This is a genomic window from Parasphingorhabdus flavimaris (assembly GCF_013371215.1).
GTDB classification, from domain to species: Bacteria; Pseudomonadota; Alphaproteobacteria; order Sphingomonadales; family Sphingomonadaceae; genus Parasphingorhabdus; species Parasphingorhabdus flavimaris.
The window spans coordinates 344,821-361,663 of record NZ_JABWMH010000002.1 but is presented as its reverse complement, the minus strand read 5'-3'; the positions used below and the strand labels follow the sequence as shown (position 1 = coordinate 361,663).

Below are 16,843 nucleotides of genomic sequence, written 5' to 3'. Positions count from 1 at the left end.
GATCGATGCGCGATAACAAAGCGGTTTGACGATACCGCTCCCCCCTCCAGAAAGGAAATATATGCAAAATGCAAAGCAAGGCAATATAGTCGTAATCGACTATTCCGTGCACACTTCCGATGGCACGCTCGTTGGCGATACCAAAGAGACAGGGCCGCAGGAAATCAAGCTTGGCGACGGCGCCATTTTTCCCCAGGTCGAAGCAAAGATTGCTGACATGAAGGTCGGCGACCAGGAGACGGTCTCGATCGAATGCGACAAAGCCTTTGGTCCAAGACGCGAAGAAATGGTCATCGACATTCCAAGGCAGAACCTGCCGCCAGAAGCTGATCCGCAGCCGGGCATGGCGCTTCAGGCCCAGCAGGAAGACGGCTCTGCTGTCACGCTCTATGTTGTTGCCGTGAGCGAGGACAGCGTGAAAGCCGATGGCAATCATCCGCTCGCCGGGGAAGACCTCGCGTTCGATGTGACGCTTCGCGAAATCAAGGATGCGGCCTAGAATTTCAGGGGCGGTCCGGTTCGGCCACGCTGGCTGGCCGGATCGTCCCTATTCTGCCGATTGACACCTTTAATCACAGTAATGCTTTGTGCCCGCCGCAAAGATTGAACGGCAACTCCTGTCACTCAAGCATCTTCGGCGCTTCTTTCATCAGCTTCGCCTTGATCTTGTTGGCGAACATCGCCAGCATCGGCGGCAGGTCGAGCACAGCATAGACCTCGTCCTCGCGGACATGCATGTCGCTTTTTATGCGCTGGCCGACGGCTTCCAAAGTGAAATGGAGATGGTCGCCTTCCCAGTGATGGTCGGTCAGGCTGGCGCCCGGGATGATATCGCCCAGCGTGTGGATGCCGCTGCCGATCCGGCTCTTGGCTTCATCCAGACCCAGTTTGTGCGGAATATTGACGGTGACGGGCTCGCCCATGGTGATTCTCCAAACAGACATGTTACTAAAACCGTTAGCCCTGAGCCTGTCGAAGGACGCCTATCGACGGAGGGCACACTTCGACAGGCTCAGTGCTAACGGCAGGTTGTTGGCAATTGCCCTATCACCGCTCGCGCCCACGTCAAACCATTCGCGGAAACACTTGGCCTGCCGATAATTTCCGATTAGGCAGCTTCGCATGATCCTCGTTATCGACAATTATGACAGCTTCACCTTCAACCTGGTCCATTATCTGATGGAACTGGGCGCGGAGGTGCGAGTCGAGCGCAACGACGCGCTGACCGCCAGCGAAGCTCTGGCGACCGGCGCGCAGGCCTTCCTGATTTCGCCCGGTCCCTGCACCCCCAATGAAGCGGGCATATCGCTCGATCTGGTCGCCGCCTGCGCCGATGCCGGAAAGCCGTTGCTCGGCGTCTGTCTCGGCCACCAGAGCATCGGCCAGCATTTTGGCGGCAAGGTCGTGCGCGGCGGCCTGATGCACGGGAAGACTTCGCCGGTGACCCATGACAGCAGCGGCGTCTTTGCCGGCCTGCCCTCGCCTTATACTGCAACTCGCTATCACTCGCTGATTGTCGAGGATATTCCCGACAGTCTGCCGGTCAACGCCACCGCCGACGATGGCTCGGTAATGGGTTTCCGCCACGAAAGCCTGCCGATCCACGGCGTGCAATTCCACCCGGAAAGCATCGCCACCGAATATGGCCATGCGCTGCTGGCCAATTTCATGGCGATTGCGGGGATCGAAGCGAAGGAAGCGGCATGACCTTACCTGATCCGGCAAGCGCGCTCAGCGAGGCATCGGCTCGCGAAGCCTTTTCCGCGATCCTGGACGGCTCCTGTTCGGCAGAAGAGATCACGAAATTTCTGGTCGATCTTGCGGACCGTGGCGAGACCGCGACGGAAATCGCCGCAGCCGCTACCGAAATGCGCGCCCGGATGGTCGGTGTCGATGCGCCCGCCAACGCGATCGATGTCTGCGGCACCGGAGGCGATGGCAGCCACAGCCTGAATATCAGCACGGCCACCGCGCTGGTCGTTGCGGCCTGCGAAATCCCGATGGCCAAGCACGGCAATCGCGCCGCCTCGAGCAAATCGGGCGCGGCGGATACGCTGGAAGCGCTGGGGCTTGATCTGGCAAAGGCCGCGACCAATGGCGAGCAAAGCCTGCGCGAAATCGGCATCGCCTTTTTCTTCGCGCCCAACCATCATCCGGCGCTCGGCCCGCTGGCGCCGATCCGCAAGGCGATCGGTCGCCGGACGATCTTCAATCTGCTTGGTCCGCTGTGCAATCCCGCCAAGGTCAAACGCCAGTTGATCGGCGTGGCCTCGCCCGATCTTGTGGAAACCTACGCCGAAGCGGCGCTGCAACTGGGCTATGACAAGGCGATGATCGTTTCCGGCGAGGAAGGGCTCGACGAGCTCAGCATTTCCGGCCCCAGCCGCATTGCCATGATCAGCGACGGTGCCGTCACGATCAGCCGGATCACGCCCGAAGATGCCGGCCTGCCCCGTCACCCGGCGGAAGCGATCAAGGGTGGCGATCCCGCCTATAATGCCGCTGCGCTCAAGACGCTGCTGCAGGGCGAAAAATCCCCCTATCGCGACGCCGTATTGCTGAACAGCGCCGCGGCGCTGATGGTCGCGGGCGAAGTCGACAGCTGGGAAGAAGGCGTCGAGGAAGCCGCAGAAGCGCTCGACAAGGGGCTTGCCAACGCCATGCTAAACTGCTGGATCGCCAATCAATGAACAAGCTTGATGAAATCTGTGCCGCCAAACGCGACCACGTCCGGCAACAGCAGGCGATTGTATCAGCCGCGGCGCTGCGCGACGATATCGGGCACCAGACCCCGCCGCGTGGTTTCATCGCCGCGATCCGCGAAAAATCGGCCGACGGCTTCGCTCTGATCGCGGAGATCAAGAAGGCCAGCCCGTCCAAGGGCCTGATTCGCGAGGATTTCGATCCCCCCGCCCACGCCCGCGCCTATCAGGCGGGTGGCGCGGCATGCCTGTCGATTCTCACCGACCAGCCCTATTTCCAGGGCGCCGACGATTATCTCGTGACCGCTCGCACCGCCGTCAACCTGCCCTGCCTGCGCAAGGATTTCATGGTCGATCCCTGGCAGGTCGCCGAATCCCGGGCGCTGGGCGCGGACGCTATCCTGATCATCATGGCGGCGCTGGATGATGCTCTGGCGGCGGAGATCGAAGCGGAAGCGCTGGCGCTTGGCATGGACGCGCTGATCGAGGTGCATGACGAAGACGAGCTGGAGCGGGCGCTGAAGCTGGAATCGCCCCTGCTCGGCATCAACAACCGCAATCTCAAGACCTTCGAGACCAGCCTCGAGCAGACCGAACGGCTGGCGAAACTGGTCCCCGACGACAGGATCATGGTTTCGGAAAGCGGTATCTTCACCCATGACGATTGCCAGCGATTGTCCGGGTCCGGTGCCCGCGCCTTTTTGGTAGGTGAATCGCTGATGCGCCAGGCTAATGTGGAGAGCGCAACCCGGCAACTGCTGACAGGAAAGCCATGAGCAAATTGACCCATATCGACGGCGACGGCGCGGCCCATATGGTCGATGTTGGCGGCAAGGCCGACACGGTGCGCGAAGCCCATGCCGAGGGCCGGATCGCGATGAAACTGGAACTATTGGAGGCAATAAAAGCCAATGCGATGAAGAAAGGCGATGTGCTGGCAACGGCGCGCATTGCCGGGATCATGGCGGCGAAAAAGACCAGCGACCTGATCCCCCTCTGCCACCCGCTGGCGCTGACCAAGGTGGCAGTGGATTTCACGTTTCTCGAGGACGGCATCAAGGTCTCCTCCATGGCGCGGCTGACCGGAAAGACCGGCGTGGAAATGGAAGCTTTGACAGCCTGTTCTGTCGCATTGCTCACAATCTATGACATGTCGAAGGCGATGCAGAAGGACATGGTGATCAGCGATATCCGGCTGCTCTCGAAAAACGGCGGCAAGTCGGGAGACTGGACGGTGGAATGAGCAGCTTGCTGCCCTTGGACGAAGCCCAGCAGCGACTGATCGCGCTGGCGTCCCGCCTGCCCGCCGAATCCCTATCCGTCCATGATGCGCTCGGCCGCTATCTCGCCAGCGACCTGATCGCCAGGCGCGAGCAACCGGCGGCCGATATGTCGGCGATGGACGGCTACGCGATCCGCTTCGAGGACCGCGATGGCCCGTGGACAATGATCGGCGAATGCGCCGCCGGCAGCCCTCCCTGCCGCGCGCTGCAAGCCGGCGAAACCGCCCGTATTTTTACTGGAGCGCTGCTGCCCGATGGTGCGGATAGCGTGGTCATGCAGGAAAATGTCGCCGCCGACGGCGCCACCATCCGCCTGACCGCAGAGCCCTCGCCCGCAAGAGGCCGTCACGTCCGGCACAAGGGCGGCGATTTCAAACGCGGCGAGAACGGTTTGCCTGCCGGCAGCCTGCTCAACCCTGCCGCATTGGGTCAGGCGGTGATCGCGGGCTATGGCGATCTATCGGTTGGCAAGCGGCCAAGGGTCGCGGTGGTCTCGACCGGCGACGAGCTGGTTGCGCCCGGAACAGAAACCCTCCCCCATCAGATACCGGCCAGTAATGACGTCATGGTGGCAAGCTTACTGTCTGGAATGACAGCAGAAACGCGCAACCTGAGCCGTATCCCTGATGATATGGAGACATTGTGCGCGGCGCTGGAAAGTGCGCGGGATTGCGACATCATCGTCACCATCGGCGGCGCTTCGGTCGGCGATCATGATCTGGTTGGCCCGGCGTTCGAGCGGCTCGGCGCGGACATTGATTTCTACAAGATCGCGATGAAGCCGGGCAAGCCGGTGATGGCCGGAAGGCTCGGCAAGACCGTGATCCTGGCGCTCCCCGGCAACCCGGCCTCCGCCTTTGTCGCAGCCACCCTGTTCCTGCTGCCGCTGGTCCGCTTCATGGCCGGCGCCAAGACATATCTGCCCGAATATCACAAGGCCCCGACCAGCGAAGCCCTCCCCGCCAACGGCCCCCGCGCGGAGTTTTTGAGGGCCAGGATCGATCAGGCGGGCATCATGGCGTTCAATAGCCAGGATAGCGGCAAGCTTTCCGTGCTGGCGGCGTCCAATGCGCTGCTGTACCGGCCGATTCATGCGCCGGCAGCTGACGTTGGCGAGATGGTCCCCTATATTGGGATATAGCGGGAAGATTCTACATAAGAACTATATTTAGCAGTAATTTACTACCACTTTCTCACAAAATTTATTATGGTCCTGGTTGATCTTCGCTCACTATCGGCACGCTGCTGAATCGCGTTGAAGGACGGCGATATGGTGGGAAGCGGATATGGTCCAAAGAAAGCCTCGATCATCCTTCTCATGACATAGGCAAATCATGAGATCATCGGGCGCGTCCTTCAGACCGATCGGAAGGGAATGAAAATTACCGCGCGCAGGCAGAGCGCTGGACGGCTCGGGGCAAAGCGGGTTTGTCGAGGCCGCCAACTGTTTGAGACGATCAAAAATCGACGAACAAAGTCCGGTTCCGAAACGCGCCATTAACCTTATTCGCCTAAACTACCGGGAAAGGGGCACAAAAGGTCGATGCAGACGCAAATTCTCGGACTGGTAACGCCGCTCATGGTGCTATTTTTCGCGGCGACCTTCGTGGTGCTTTGGCGCGTAGGGCGCATGAAGCGTCACGTGCTCGGATACGGCATTGCCTTTGCCCTATCCGCGGTCGGATATCTGATCACACATTTGCTGCCGGCCGATACTTTCTACCTCTTCCATACGACGCAGTTGTTCTACACTCTGGGCACGACTGCGATGCTTGTATCGGTCTGCGAGCGTGCCGGACAGCGGCTTCATCTCGGAAGCATGGCCGTAGTTTACCTCATCAGCGCATTGTTGCTAACAGTGGCTGTAAGCTTTTCTAATGACGTCGGCGCGCGACTGATCATCGTCAATATGGGCTATGGTGTCATGTTCGCCATGGGCGTCACGACGCTCCTCAACGCGCGGCGGCGGACTGTGATCGATGTCGCGATCATCGCGGTGATGGCATTCCAAGCCGCCGATTTCCTCGTTAGGCCAACCTTGACCCTGTTGTTTGAGCAGACGATCCCGGCCGAGGTCTATCGGGACTCGATCTACTACTCGCTGATCGGGCTTGTGCTCGGGGTGAAAGGCGTGACCACCGCAACGGTTCTGATCGGCGCCACGATCGACGAATGGACGACATCGCTGCGTGAAAGCAGCGAGCTTGATGCCTTAAGCGGGCTGCGCAATCGGGGTGCGTTCGAGGAATCGATACGAAGCCATCTCGATCGCGCGCAGAAGGAGCAGCGAGCGCTCAGCCTGGTGGTGGCCGATATCGACCACTTCAAGAAAGTCAATGATATCTGGGGACACCAGGCGGGCGACCAGGCGATCGCGGGCATTGGCAAACTCATTAGAGAGATGGTGCGTGGGTGCGACACCGCAGGCCGAATCGGCGGAGAGGAGTTCTGCGTCGCGATCTGGAATTGCCCCAATGACGCTGCGGTGCAGTTGGCCGACCGAATCAGACTAGCATTCGAAGATCTCCAGCATGACAGCCTAAGCAACGATGTCCGTCTGACCGCGAGTTTTGGCGTGGCCACAGCACATGGCGGGGAGACTTATGAGCAGTTATTCGGACGCGCCGATGCTGCCCTCTACCGGGCCAAGTCGAATGGCCGAAACCGTGTAGAGAATGCCGGAGACGACCATCTGGAAGAGCCCGTGCCCAAAACAAAATCGGAACTGATCGAATTCAAGCGCGCCTCGGGCTGATCTGACTGAGCTTACACGAGATCGCTGTGGCCACAGCCGGGAATGATCCGCTGCGGGTACAGGGATTCGCCGTTCTGCTCCGACAACAAGGCCCGCATGCGCTTCCCGCTTGACTTCCCCCGTTTTGTTTCTTAATTGTTCCGTATTCGTTCCCAGAACAGGATACTGGACATGCTAACGCAAAAGCAACATGAACTCCTCTGCTTCATTGATGAAAAACTCAAGGACAGCGGCGTTTCGCCGTCGTTCGAGGAGATGAAGGAAGCGCTCGGGCTCAAGTCCAAGTCCGGCATTCACCGGCTGATCAGCGCGCTCGAGGAGCGGCACTTCATCCGCCGCCTGCCCAACCGCGCGCGGGCGCTGGAAGTGCTGAAACTGCCGGAAGGCGGCGTGCACGAAGCGGAGCCTTCCAATGTTATATCGCTGCATCCCGACACACCGGTGCGCGAAGTTGCTTCAAGCCCTGCTCCGGCTGCCAATAATGATGTGCTGGAAATTCCGCTGCACGGACGGATCGCCGCCGGCGCACCGATCGAGGCGATGGAAGGCCAGTCGGCGCTCAGCGTGCCTGCCGCCCTGCTCGGCCCCGGCGAACATTATGCGCTGGAAGTGTCCGGCGATTCGATGATCGATGCCGGTATCCTCGATGGCGACTATGCGCTCATCCAGAAAACCGAAATCGCCCGCGATGGCGAGATTGTCGTCGCCCTGATCCACGAGGAAGAAGCGACGCTGAAATATCTCCGCAAGGATGGCCGAAGCATCCGCCTCGACCCCGCCAATGCCGCCTATGAGCCGCAGATATATGGCGAAGGCGAAGTGCGTATCCAGGGCAAGATGGCCGGATTGCTGCGCCGCTATTGATCGGGAGGACGCGCCGGCTGGCTCCGCGCGTCATCCCTGACGGTCCGGTAGCGGGTCCATTGATGCCTGCCGGTCCATTCCAGCGCGGTCGAGACCTTCTGCTTCTCCAGATCAATCGTCATACCGCCGACCCGCGATAGAAGACTGCGGTCGGCCTTGATCCAGCTCGGCTGACAACTGGCCGGCAATCGGCGGTCGCTGACCACGATATCGGCCCGCCGGCAAGCGGCAGACAAGGCCAGAGCCGAGATATAACGTGAGCTGCGGGTCGCCAGCAACACCCATTTGCGGTCGCCTCCGGCCAGGCTGACCAGACAGGAATCGTCATTACACCTGGCATCGGGCCAGCTTTCGAGCGCCTGCGATTCTCCGTCCACACCGGCATTTTCCAGCATGATATCGCGGATGAAATCGCCGCCACCGGTGCGCAGCATCGCCAGTTCCCCGCGATCGTTGCGGATACCGACATGACGGCCGTCACCGGTGATGTAAATATCCGGTGCGCGGTTGGCCGTGATCATCAGCGCCCCGGTCAGAACCGGGAGCAGCCCGAGATAGCGCCATCCTTCCCGCCACAGGCAAATCCACAGCCCTCCCAACAGCACCATGGCGAAGGCCGCGACCGGCATAGACGGCAACATCGTCACCGCGCCGGGCCGGCTGGAGACGAAATGGGCGAGCGCGATCAGGCTGCCCAGCGCCTTGCCGCAAAGCCACCAGACCGGTGCCCCCAGTCCGACGCCATCGAGCCATAACGCCAGCGCCTCCAGCGGCATGATGACAAATGTTGTCAGCGGGATAGCGATGATATTGGCCAAAGCGCCGTAAAGGCCGGCCTTGTGGAAATGATATAGGGCAATCGGCATCAGCGCGATCTCGACCACCAGGCCGGTGAGGAACAGCGAGAATATGAAACGTCCGGCCCGGCGGATGAAATGTTCCTCGCGCAACATGACCAGCGCCTTGACCCGCGGATGTTCGTGCAGCGCGATGATCGCGGTGACCGCCGCAAAGCTGAGCTGGAAGCTCGGCCCGACCAGCGATTCCGGCCAGAATATCAGCGCGAACATGGCCCCCGCCGCGACCATCCGCAGGGTGATCGCGCTGCGCCCCATCATCAGCGCCACCAGCACCAGCAGGGCGGCGACGCAGGCCCGGATCGTCGGCACCTGCGCCCCGGTCATCAGCGTATAGCCGACCGCCGCCAGCGCCGCGCAGGCTGCGGCCACGATCGGCAGGCGAAAACGCAGCGCCAGCGGCGGCGACAGGGCTAGTGTCTTGAGCACCAGCAGATAGATCGCGCCGACTACCGCGGTCACGTGCAGCCCGCTGATCGAGAGCAGATGCGCCAGACCGCTGCGCCGCATCGCTTCGGCATCGGCCTCGCTGATCGCGCCGCGGTCGCCGGTTGCCAGCGTGGCCCCGATTGCGCCCGCTGCCCCGGGCATTTGCTCCTGGACATGGGCCGACAGCCGCTGCCGATAGGCGGAAAATGCGAAGAGAGGGTCGGCCGGACGCAATATTCTGATGTCGCCCAGTGCCTGGCCGGTCGCGCCGAGGCCGAGAAACCAGGCCCGTTCGGAGAAATCATAAGCCCCCGGCAGCGCCGGCATTGCTGGTGGCATCAGGCGTGCGCGCAACTCTATCACCGCGCCCTGTTGCAGTTCGGGCTTGGCCCGCTCGAGCGGCACATTGACGCGGACACGCGGCGGCAGTTGAGAATCCTCTCCGGTTGCCAGCACCAGCCGCACCATGTCCCGCGCCAATACCGGTTCCACCCGCTCGATCTCGGCATTGAAACGGGTGACGAGGGGCCGGTCCAACACCGGAGCAGCAACCTGAAAGGATCGTAGCCAGATCAGACCGCAACCCAAAGCCGCGAACAGGAAAAACCGGACAAGCGCGCTGCCGGTGCGGCTCCCCTGCCCCCGCATCAGGACGAACAGACAGAGCGAAATACAAAGGCAGACGAAGGCAAGCCACAGAGCGGGAGAAGCCAGATTGAACCATGCGGCAATCCCGCATCCCAGCGCCACCGGCAACCATAGAGGCAATTGGTCGCGCTCCTTTTCGAGCAGGCTCTCGAGCGTTTCGAGCGGCCTTTTTCGCCGCAGCCATTCAAGCAATTGTCGCGGATGAAACAGCATGCTAAGGGCGAGACCAATCGAACCGGAACCGGTACCCATGGTGCCATTCGGGCTCAATCCATCCCGCATTTCCCAAACCTATCACAGGGGCCAAGCAAGCGTGAATTCAAATGATGCCAATCAGCCGAAACAGACAAATATGGTCGTAACCCGTTTTGCGCCTTCCCCGACCGGGTTTCTCCATATCGGCGGCGCTCGTACCGCCATGTTCAACTGGCTTTTCGCCCGCCATCACGGCGGCAAGGCGCTGCTGCGGATCGAGGACACGGACAAGGCGCGCTCGACCCAGGAAGCGATTGACGCGATTTCGGAAGGGCTCGACTGGCTCGGGCTCGACTGGGATGGCGAAACCGTCTTCCAGTCCGAACGCGCTGCACGCCATGCCGAAGTCGCCCATGAACTGGTGGCATCGGGCAACGCCTATAAATGTTTCGCGACATCCGAAGAACTGACCGAAATGCGCGAACAGCAGCGGGCCGAGAAAAAGCCGATGCGCTATGACGGCCGCTGGCGCGACCGCGATCCGTCGGAAGCGCCCGACGGCGCGCCATTTGCGATCCGGCTGAAGACGGAAATGGCCGGCAAGGTCACCATTTCCGACATGGTCCAGGGCGATGTTTCGGTCCAGAATAGCGAGATTGACGATTTCATCCTGCTGCGCTCCGACGGCACCCCGACCTATATGCTCGCGGTCGTGGTCGATGATCATGACATGGGCGTCACGCATCTGATCCGCGGCGATGACCATCTCAACAACGCCTTCCGCCAGCTTGCCCTGATCCGTGCGATGAGCTGGCCGGAACCGCTCTACGCGCATATCCCCTTGATCCACGGCAATGACGGCGCGAAACTGTCCAAGCGGCACGGCGCGCTGGGGGTAGAAGCCTATCGCGACATGGGCATATTGCCCGACGCGATGTTCAATTATCTGCTGCGTCTCGGCTGGGGCCATGGCGACGACGAGATCATCTCGCGCGCGCAGGCCATCGAATGGTTCGACCTTTCGGGCGTCGGCAAATCGCCGTCGCGTTTCGACACCAAGAAGCTGCAGAATCTGAACGGCCATTATATGCGCGATGCCGCCGACAATGATCTGGTTCGCCTCGCGATCCCCTGGATCGAGCAGGATTTGGCGCAGGCCCTGACGCCAGCAGACAAGGAATTGCTGGGTCAGGCGATGCCGGTTTTGAAAAGCCGGGCAAAAAATCTGATCGAATTGGCCGAATCCAGTCTTTTTCTCTTTAAAAAGAGACCACTTGGCCTCGACGAACGGGCAGAAAATCTGCTAGACGATCCCGCACGGACGCTGCTTAAATCGATTCACCTTGGCTTGACTGATCTGGAAGACTGGACACTCGAGGCAACGGAAGAAGTCATAAAAGCGATCGCGGAGTCTGCCGAACTGGGATTGGGGAAGCTCGCACAACCTATGCGCGCCGCCTTGACAGGAAGCACCAGTTCACCCGGAATTTTTGACGTCCTGATCCTTCTTGGTAAAGAAGAATCGCTAGGCCGTCTTGCAGATCAAATAGAAAAAACCTGAGTTTTCAGGAGCAGAAAGGACAATATCGTGGGCGATAACGCAAAATTCAGCATCAATGGTGAAGATCACGAATATCCGGTTCTGACGGGCACAGTCGGCCCCGACGTCGTGGATATTCGCAAATTATACGGCCAGACCGGTGCCTTCACCTATGACCCCGGCTTTACCTCGACCGCCAGCTGCGAATCCGAGCTGACCTTCATCGATGGCGGCGAAGGCGTGCTTCTGCACCGCGGCTATCCGATCGAACAGCTCGCCGAGCAGAGCAGCTTCATGGAAGTCGCGCACCTTCTTCTCCGTGGCGAATTGCCGACCGCGGATGAATATGCCGATTTCAACAACACGATCACCCGCCACACCATGGTGCACGAACAGCTGCGCGGTTTCTATCAGGGCTTCCGCCGCGACGCGCACCCGATGGCAATCATGTGCGGCGTGGTCGGCGCACTGTCGGCTTTCTACCATGACAGCACCGACATCAACGATCCCGCCCAGCGGATGATCGCCAGCCACCGTCTGGTCGCCAAGATGCCGACGATTGCCGCCATGGCCTATAAATATTCGATCGGGCAGCCGTTTGTCTATCCCGACAACGAACTGTCCTACACCGGCAATTTCCTGCGCATGACCTTCGGTGTTCCCGCCGAGGAATATGAAGTGAACCCGGCGATCGAAAAAGCGATGGACCGGATTTTCATCCTTCACGCCGATCATGAGCAGAACGCGTCGACCTCGACCGTCCGTCTGGCCGGCTCCTCGGGTGCCAACCCGTTTGCCTGCATCGCGGCCGGCATTGCCTGCCTCTGGGGCCCTGCCCATGGCGGCGCCAATGAAGCGGCGCTCAACATGCTCAAGGAAATCGGTCATCCGGACCGTATTCCGGAATATATCAAGCGCGCCAAGGACAAGGACGATCCGTTCCGCCTGATGGGCTTTGGTCACCGCGTATACAAAAATTACGATCCGCGTGCATCGGTGATGCAGGAAACGGTGCGTGAAGTATTTGATACGCTGAAGGTCAAGGATCCGGTCTTTGAAGTGGCGCTGCAGCTCGAGGAAATGGCGCTCAACGATCCCTATTTCATCGACAAGAAGTTGTTCCCGAACGTCGATTTCTATTCCGGCATCATCCTGTCGGCGATCGGTTTCCCGACATCGATGTTCACCGTGCTGTTCGCCCTCGCCCGCACCGTCGGCTGGGTTGCGCAGTGGAACGAAATGATTTCCGATCCGGGCCAGCGCATCGGCCGTCCGCGCCAGTTGTACACCGGCCCGGCCAAGCGCGACTTTGTCCCGATCGACAAGCGCTAGAGACATTAGAAATTCCAGAGAAAGGGGGGCTTCATGCTCCCCTTTTTTTTGCCTATTCCGGGTTGGGAAGCGCCAGCGTGAAGGTAGAGCCCTTGCCGGCTGCGCTCGCCACGGTCAGGCTGCCGCCCATGGCTCCTGCCAAGCGGCGGGAGATAAACAGTCCAAGCCCGCTACCGCCGTCGCCGGAGCGGCCGAGCCGTTCGAACTTCTGGAAAATCCGGTCCTGATCCTCCGGTGCGATGCCGTCGCCCTGGTCGGACACCGAAATCCGGGCAAATTCCTGATCTTTGGAAACGCGCAGCTTGATTACCGAACCGTCGGGCGAATAGCGGATCGCGTTGCCGATCAGATTGACGAGTATTTGCAGAGAGCGCCGAAATTCGCCGCGCGCCGGTAATGTCTCGCCCTCCTTGGGAAGATCAATCCGGATCTGGTGATCGGAAGCCTTGACCGCGAGCAGACCGGCTGCACGGTGGGCAAGGTCGACAAGATCAATATCGTCGGCAGCAACGGTAAATTCCGGTCGTTCGATGGCCTCGAGGTCGGACAGGTCGTTGACCAGTTCGAGCAAATGGCGGCCCGCAGAGGCGATATCCTTGGCATAGCTGGCATAATCACCGCGCAGCGGGCCTTCCAGCTTGCTGCTGATGGTTTCGGCATTGGCGATGATCTTGCCGAGCGGCTGACGCAGAGCGGGACCGAGCTGGAAACCGAACAGACTGTCACTGATCAGCTTGGAAGCGACCGGCTTGCCAGCCTGGTCTCCGGTTTCCGGACTCTCGGGCGTGGCAGAAAAACGATATCCGGCAAAAACGCCGACCTTGTCGATCAGCGGCTGCCCCTGCAGCAGATAAAGCTGCTGGCTGCCGCTCTTCTCCCGTACCCGCTGATTGCGAACCGGCTGACGCTCGGCCACCGCCTCGATCAATCTCGTGTGGCCAGAAGGCGGGATGACGTCATATATATCGAGCAGCGACTGGCCAATGGCATCGCTGGCCTGAGCCGCATCGCCGGGCATTTGCCGGGCGATGATCCGCAAGGCCGCATCGGTTCTGATCACGCCGCGACCTTCAAGACGGTCAAAATCACGTGCACGGGCGGGATCCATTTGATCCGGCTCCTCATGCGGCCGCTCTTTCCAGTCCATGATCTCGAGTTCGAGCTGCTGGTCCTTGTCCGCCGCGGCAAGTCGGGTCTCGACCCACATATCGATCCGGCATTCGTCATCGGAGGCTTGCGCCGGTCGCGACAGGTTCATCCCCAGCCGCCGGCTAAGCCGGCATAATTCTGCCAGTTCAGGCACGGCCAATGGTCCGCCTTCAGCGCCGCCACTACGCAAATGGAGCCGCATCAGACGCGGATCGGCCGACAGCAATATGCCATCGGCATCGACCTTTCCGCGCACCGGATCGGCCAATTTGCCCGCCGTCGTCATTTTCCCTGATCGCCCAGGCTATCGTCGGCCAGAATCCGCTCGGCATTCTGATAGGCGCCGGGCGCTGCCCAGCTCGATACCAAGGCGAGACACCGGTCCTGGTCGGTCTCGCCATAAGTTGCTGCGGTGAGGATATGATCGTCGCCATCGAGAGCCGCAAATACCGACAGGGCGTCCTGTGTCGGAAAATCGGCCGCGCGAATCGCGACGACAAAGCGCACCATGTTCGGTTCGGCGGTGAAGCCGATGATCTGGTCACTGGTCAGGCCGGATCGCCGTGCAAGCCGGGCGATGAAAAGGGACAGGCCATCTTTCATCGGATGGGGAATGGCGTCCCCGGTCTCTGCAGTCTGCTCGAGCAAACGGGCGAGACGGTCCGACTTGCGCGCCACGCTGGCGCTTTCGTCATGTGCGGCAAGCATGCGCTCGGTGGCTTGTTGCAGCTGTGATCCGGGCAGGCCGGACAATCTGGCAAGCGCAGCGGTTACCGGCCAGGCGAGAGCAAAGGCAATCTCGGCGGGCAGATCGGCCAGGCTCGCGGAAATTTCTCCTGCCGCGCCGGTGGATTTGGATTGAGCGACGAGCAGCCCCATCGCAGCTTCGGCAACAACCGGATCGGCATGATCCAGATGGCGCGTCAGCGTCGCTTCAAGATCCTGTTGAGAGATTTTCTGCAACAGTCGGGCCGCCAGCTCGCCTTGCTGCGCTTTCACGAACAGATGCTGGACGATCTCGGTCGTCTTGAGCAGGCCGCTATTCTCCAGCAAGCGAAAGCTCTGGCCGCCGCTGCCCTGCCCGATTTTTGCGAGCGTTTCATGGGATACGCCCATTTCGTCCGTCGCAATCCGGCAGATGCGTTGTTCGATCTGTCCGATCGTTGCGCGCAGATATTGCCGCGCATTGGACCGCATGCGGTCGTTGAAGGACACGTCGGTTCGCGGGAACAGCGCCTGAGCAAAATCATCGGCAATAAACGAGGCTTTACCGGCCATTGCAGACGCATGCCGGATGATATCGTTATTCATCGTCTCGTTCATCGAAAAAACTCGCTGTGCCATAGTCTGGCCGTAACCCAATGTGGTTAACAAGCCGCTAAGCGGGCCATTCCATTATTCGTCCTGCAAGACCGTTTTTCCAGACAAACCTTTCACCAGATAGCGGTCGAGAACGAGAATCAAGCCGGAATAGAGCGCTGCTCCGTACAGGCCGACAGCCAATTGTCCGAAGAAGGCTGCGAATAGCAGAACCAGCAGAACCAGTCGCAAATCGGGTTTCACCAGCGCCAGGCGTCGGTCTACCGGCCCGGCCTTCAAGGTTAACAAATGGCCCAGCAATAATGCCATAATCACCAGATTTGGTGCCAATGTCGTCCCGCCAGACACCTGTACCAGCAGGATCGTGACCACCGCTACCGCCAGCAAATCCAGCGCAAGTCCAGGCCAGTCTCGAATTTTTGCCGCGCTGCCAAATTGCACCATGGCGGCCCGCGCAAATTGCGCGGCGCTGCCGGTCAGGAGCAGGATCAGCGACGCCACAGGATAGCCGAGGACTGCGGTGATGACCGCTGCGAATCCGGCGGTAAGCGAGGAAATTCCGAGATATTGCGGCGCGGATTTTTTCTTCCAGAGCCGGGGAAGACTGCGCTTGACCAGCGGCTGCAACAGAAAGCGGTTCAGAAAATTGCCCTCGCGCGCAGGCATCGCGTTCAACTGTCGGCGGGTATATTGCCCGGCGCTGACTTCGCTTTGCACATGCGCGATCGCTCCTGCGCCCATTTTGCGATCCGATATTATCGCGCGCGGGCATTCTGCCTGAACGGCTGTGCGCAACAGGGCGGACCCCACTTCCCACTCGTCGGGAATATCGATCATCGCGCTGAGCCGGGCGGCGTTGAGCGAGACGATGCCGAGCCACCTCTGGTTGAGATCAATCCGTTCAAATTCTTGATATTCATCGCCGTGAAGCACGGTGAACAGCAATTCCTGCGGCGCCCCGCTCAGCTGATCGACAATCTCCTCATTGGGCAATATGCCATCGGCGATATAGATCATGTGATCCTGGTCGCTGGCATATTGCACGAGATCGCTGGGGCTACGGACATATTCGGCGTCCATTCCCTGCTGCTTCATTGCGTCGATTTTCTGCAACAGGGCGCCATGGGTTACCGGGCAAAGAAATATGAATTTCTCGCAGCCGATGCGTTGCGCGGCGCTAATTTGCAGATCAAGCAGCGTGCCGGCGAACAACGGCAGCAGGGCAATCGGACCATTGCCGTCGAGATCGTCTTTTGCGAGAGAAATCAGTGCCAGTTTCACGAATATAGGGGTCCTGATCGATGGATGGGAAGGTCGTTCCCGTCCATAGATGGTGACGTGCAAACATGCCAACCGATATTCTGGTGAAGCTGGCGCAGTCCGTGCGCCAAAAGCGACAAGTCAGTCCCTGTGGACCTCGACTGCGGCCACAGCGCGCTGCAGCTTCCGCAATATTACCGGATCGCCCGGTGCGGAATGGGCCGCCTCGTCAGCCAGTTGCAGGATCTGGGTCGCGGCAAAGCTCGCGGCCAGTCCTTTGAGACGCCAGGCCGCATATTCCCAGTTGGCATCGCAACGCGCTCTGCCCATCAGGTCTACCTGCCGTTTCGCGCTTTCCAGAAACGCCTCGCGCAGTTCCGCGATGAGCGACTGATCGTCTCCCACTGCGGCCGCCAGAGCGGCATCCAAAGCCCCGTAATCAAATGACATTCCCCTCCAATACAGCTGATATGGTTAACTTATGGTTTATATGATTCAATATTGTGCTA

General features: G+C 60.2%; 16 protein-coding genes. 10 read left to right on the top strand and 6 right to left on the bottom strand.

The window, feature by feature from the left end; all coding sequences use genetic code 11:
- Nucleotides 1-61: 61 nt before the first annotated feature.
- On the top strand, nt 62-499 hold the full coding sequence (locus HUO14_RS06465; protein ID WP_176279058.1) for an FKBP-type peptidyl-prolyl cis-trans isomerase: 438 nt from the start codon (nt 62-64) through the stop codon (nt 497-499).
- 121 nt (nt 500-620) lie between these two features.
- Here the strand turns inward: HUO14_RS06465 and HUO14_RS06460 are convergent, their stop codons facing one another.
- Nucleotides 621-923 carry a polyhydroxyalkanoic acid system family protein gene (locus tag HUO14_RS06460; RefSeq protein WP_176279057.1) on the bottom strand — a complete coding sequence of 101 codons (303 nt, stop codon included), beginning with the start codon at nt 921-923 and terminating at the stop codon, nt 621-623.
- 199 nt (nt 924-1,122) lie between these two features.
- On the opposite strand from HUO14_RS06460, the gene HUO14_RS06455 reads away from it, so the two are divergent.
- The 7 genes from HUO14_RS06455 (at nt 1,123) to lexA (ending at nt 7,604) form a co-directional block, all read left to right on the top strand.
- Nucleotides 1,123-1,707, top strand: a complete 585-nt coding sequence (locus HUO14_RS06455; protein WP_176279056.1) for an anthranilate synthase component II — start codon at nt 1,123-1,125, stop codon at nt 1,705-1,707.
- The gene (gene trpD / locus HUO14_RS06450) at nt 1,704-2,690 is read left to right on the top strand and encodes an anthranilate phosphoribosyltransferase (RefSeq protein WP_176279055.1); all 987 of its coding nucleotides are present in this window, start codon (nt 1,704-1,706) and stop codon (nt 2,688-2,690) included. Before HUO14_RS06455 ends, trpD begins: the two co-directional genes overlap by 4 nt.
- A complete protein-coding gene (trpC, locus tag HUO14_RS06445; RefSeq protein ID WP_176279054.1) occupies nt 2,687-3,478 on the top strand; it encodes an indole-3-glycerol phosphate synthase TrpC in 792 nt (263 codons plus the stop codon). The genes trpD and trpC overlap by 4 nt, the downstream gene beginning before the upstream one ends.
- Nucleotides 3,475-3,945, top strand: coding sequence for a cyclic pyranopterin monophosphate synthase MoaC (gene moaC / locus HUO14_RS06440; RefSeq protein WP_176279053.1), 471 nt, complete (start codon nt 3,475-3,477; stop codon nt 3,943-3,945). The genes trpC and moaC overlap by 4 nt, the downstream gene beginning before the upstream one ends.
- Entirely contained in the window at nt 3,942-5,126 is a 1,185-nt protein-coding gene (locus HUO14_RS06435; RefSeq protein WP_176279052.1) for a molybdopterin molybdotransferase MoeA, read from the top strand. The genes moaC and HUO14_RS06435 overlap by 4 nt, the downstream gene beginning before the upstream one ends.
- Nucleotides 5,127-5,528: 402 nt before the next feature.
- Nucleotides 5,529-6,740 (top strand): GGDEF domain-containing protein, encoded by a 1,212-nt coding sequence (locus HUO14_RS06430; RefSeq protein ID WP_176279051.1) that lies wholly within the window; start codon nt 5,529-5,531, stop codon nt 6,738-6,740.
- 171 nt (nt 6,741-6,911) lie between these two features.
- A complete protein-coding gene (gene lexA / locus HUO14_RS06425) occupies nt 6,912-7,604 on the top strand; it encodes a transcriptional repressor LexA (RefSeq protein WP_176279050.1) in 693 nt (230 codons plus the stop codon).
- Here lexA and HUO14_RS06420 read toward each other — a convergent pair.
- Complete coding sequence (locus HUO14_RS06420; protein ID WP_176279049.1) at nt 7,598-9,820, bottom strand: ComEC/Rec2 family competence protein; 2,223 nt, start codon at nt 9,818-9,820, stop codon at nt 7,598-7,600. The two genes, lexA and HUO14_RS06420, sit on opposite strands and share 7 nt — an antisense overlap.
- Nucleotides 9,821-9,890: 70 nt before the next feature.
- Between HUO14_RS06420 and gltX the strand changes: the two genes are divergently transcribed.
- Entirely contained in the window at nt 9,891-11,294 is a 1,404-nt protein-coding gene (gene gltX / locus HUO14_RS06415) for a glutamate--tRNA ligase (protein ID WP_176279515.1), read from the top strand.
- A gap of 27 nt (nt 11,295-11,321) precedes the next feature.
- On the top strand, nt 11,322-12,605 hold the full coding sequence (locus tag HUO14_RS06410; protein WP_176279048.1) for a citrate synthase: 1,284 nt from the start codon (nt 11,322-11,324) through the stop codon (nt 12,603-12,605).
- A gap of 52 nt (nt 12,606-12,657) precedes the next feature.
- On the opposite strand, the gene HUO14_RS06405 is transcribed toward HUO14_RS06410, so the two are convergent.
- The 4 genes from HUO14_RS06405 to HUO14_RS06390 all read right to left on the bottom strand — a co-directional run bounded on the left by HUO14_RS06405 (nt 12,658) and on the right by HUO14_RS06390 (nt 16,784).
- On the bottom strand, nt 12,658-14,040 hold the full coding sequence (locus HUO14_RS06405) for a sensor histidine kinase (RefSeq protein WP_176279047.1): 1,383 nt from the start codon (nt 14,038-14,040) through the stop codon (nt 12,658-12,660).
- Nucleotides 14,037-15,098: a hypothetical protein gene (locus HUO14_RS06400; RefSeq protein WP_176279046.1), complete on the bottom strand. Its 1,062-nt coding sequence runs from the start codon at nt 15,096-15,098 to the stop codon at nt 14,037-14,039. The genes HUO14_RS06405 and HUO14_RS06400 overlap by 4 nt, the downstream gene beginning before the upstream one ends.
- A gap of 51 nt (nt 15,099-15,149) precedes the next feature.
- A complete protein-coding gene (locus HUO14_RS06395; protein ID WP_176279045.1) occupies nt 15,150-16,355 on the bottom strand; it encodes a hypothetical protein in 1,206 nt (401 codons plus the stop codon).
- Nucleotides 16,356-16,475: 120 nt separating this feature from the next.
- Complete coding sequence (locus tag HUO14_RS06390; protein WP_176279044.1) at nt 16,476-16,784, bottom strand: Hpt domain-containing protein; 309 nt, start codon at nt 16,782-16,784, stop codon at nt 16,476-16,478.
- Between the last annotated feature and the right edge of the window lie 59 nt (nt 16,785-16,843).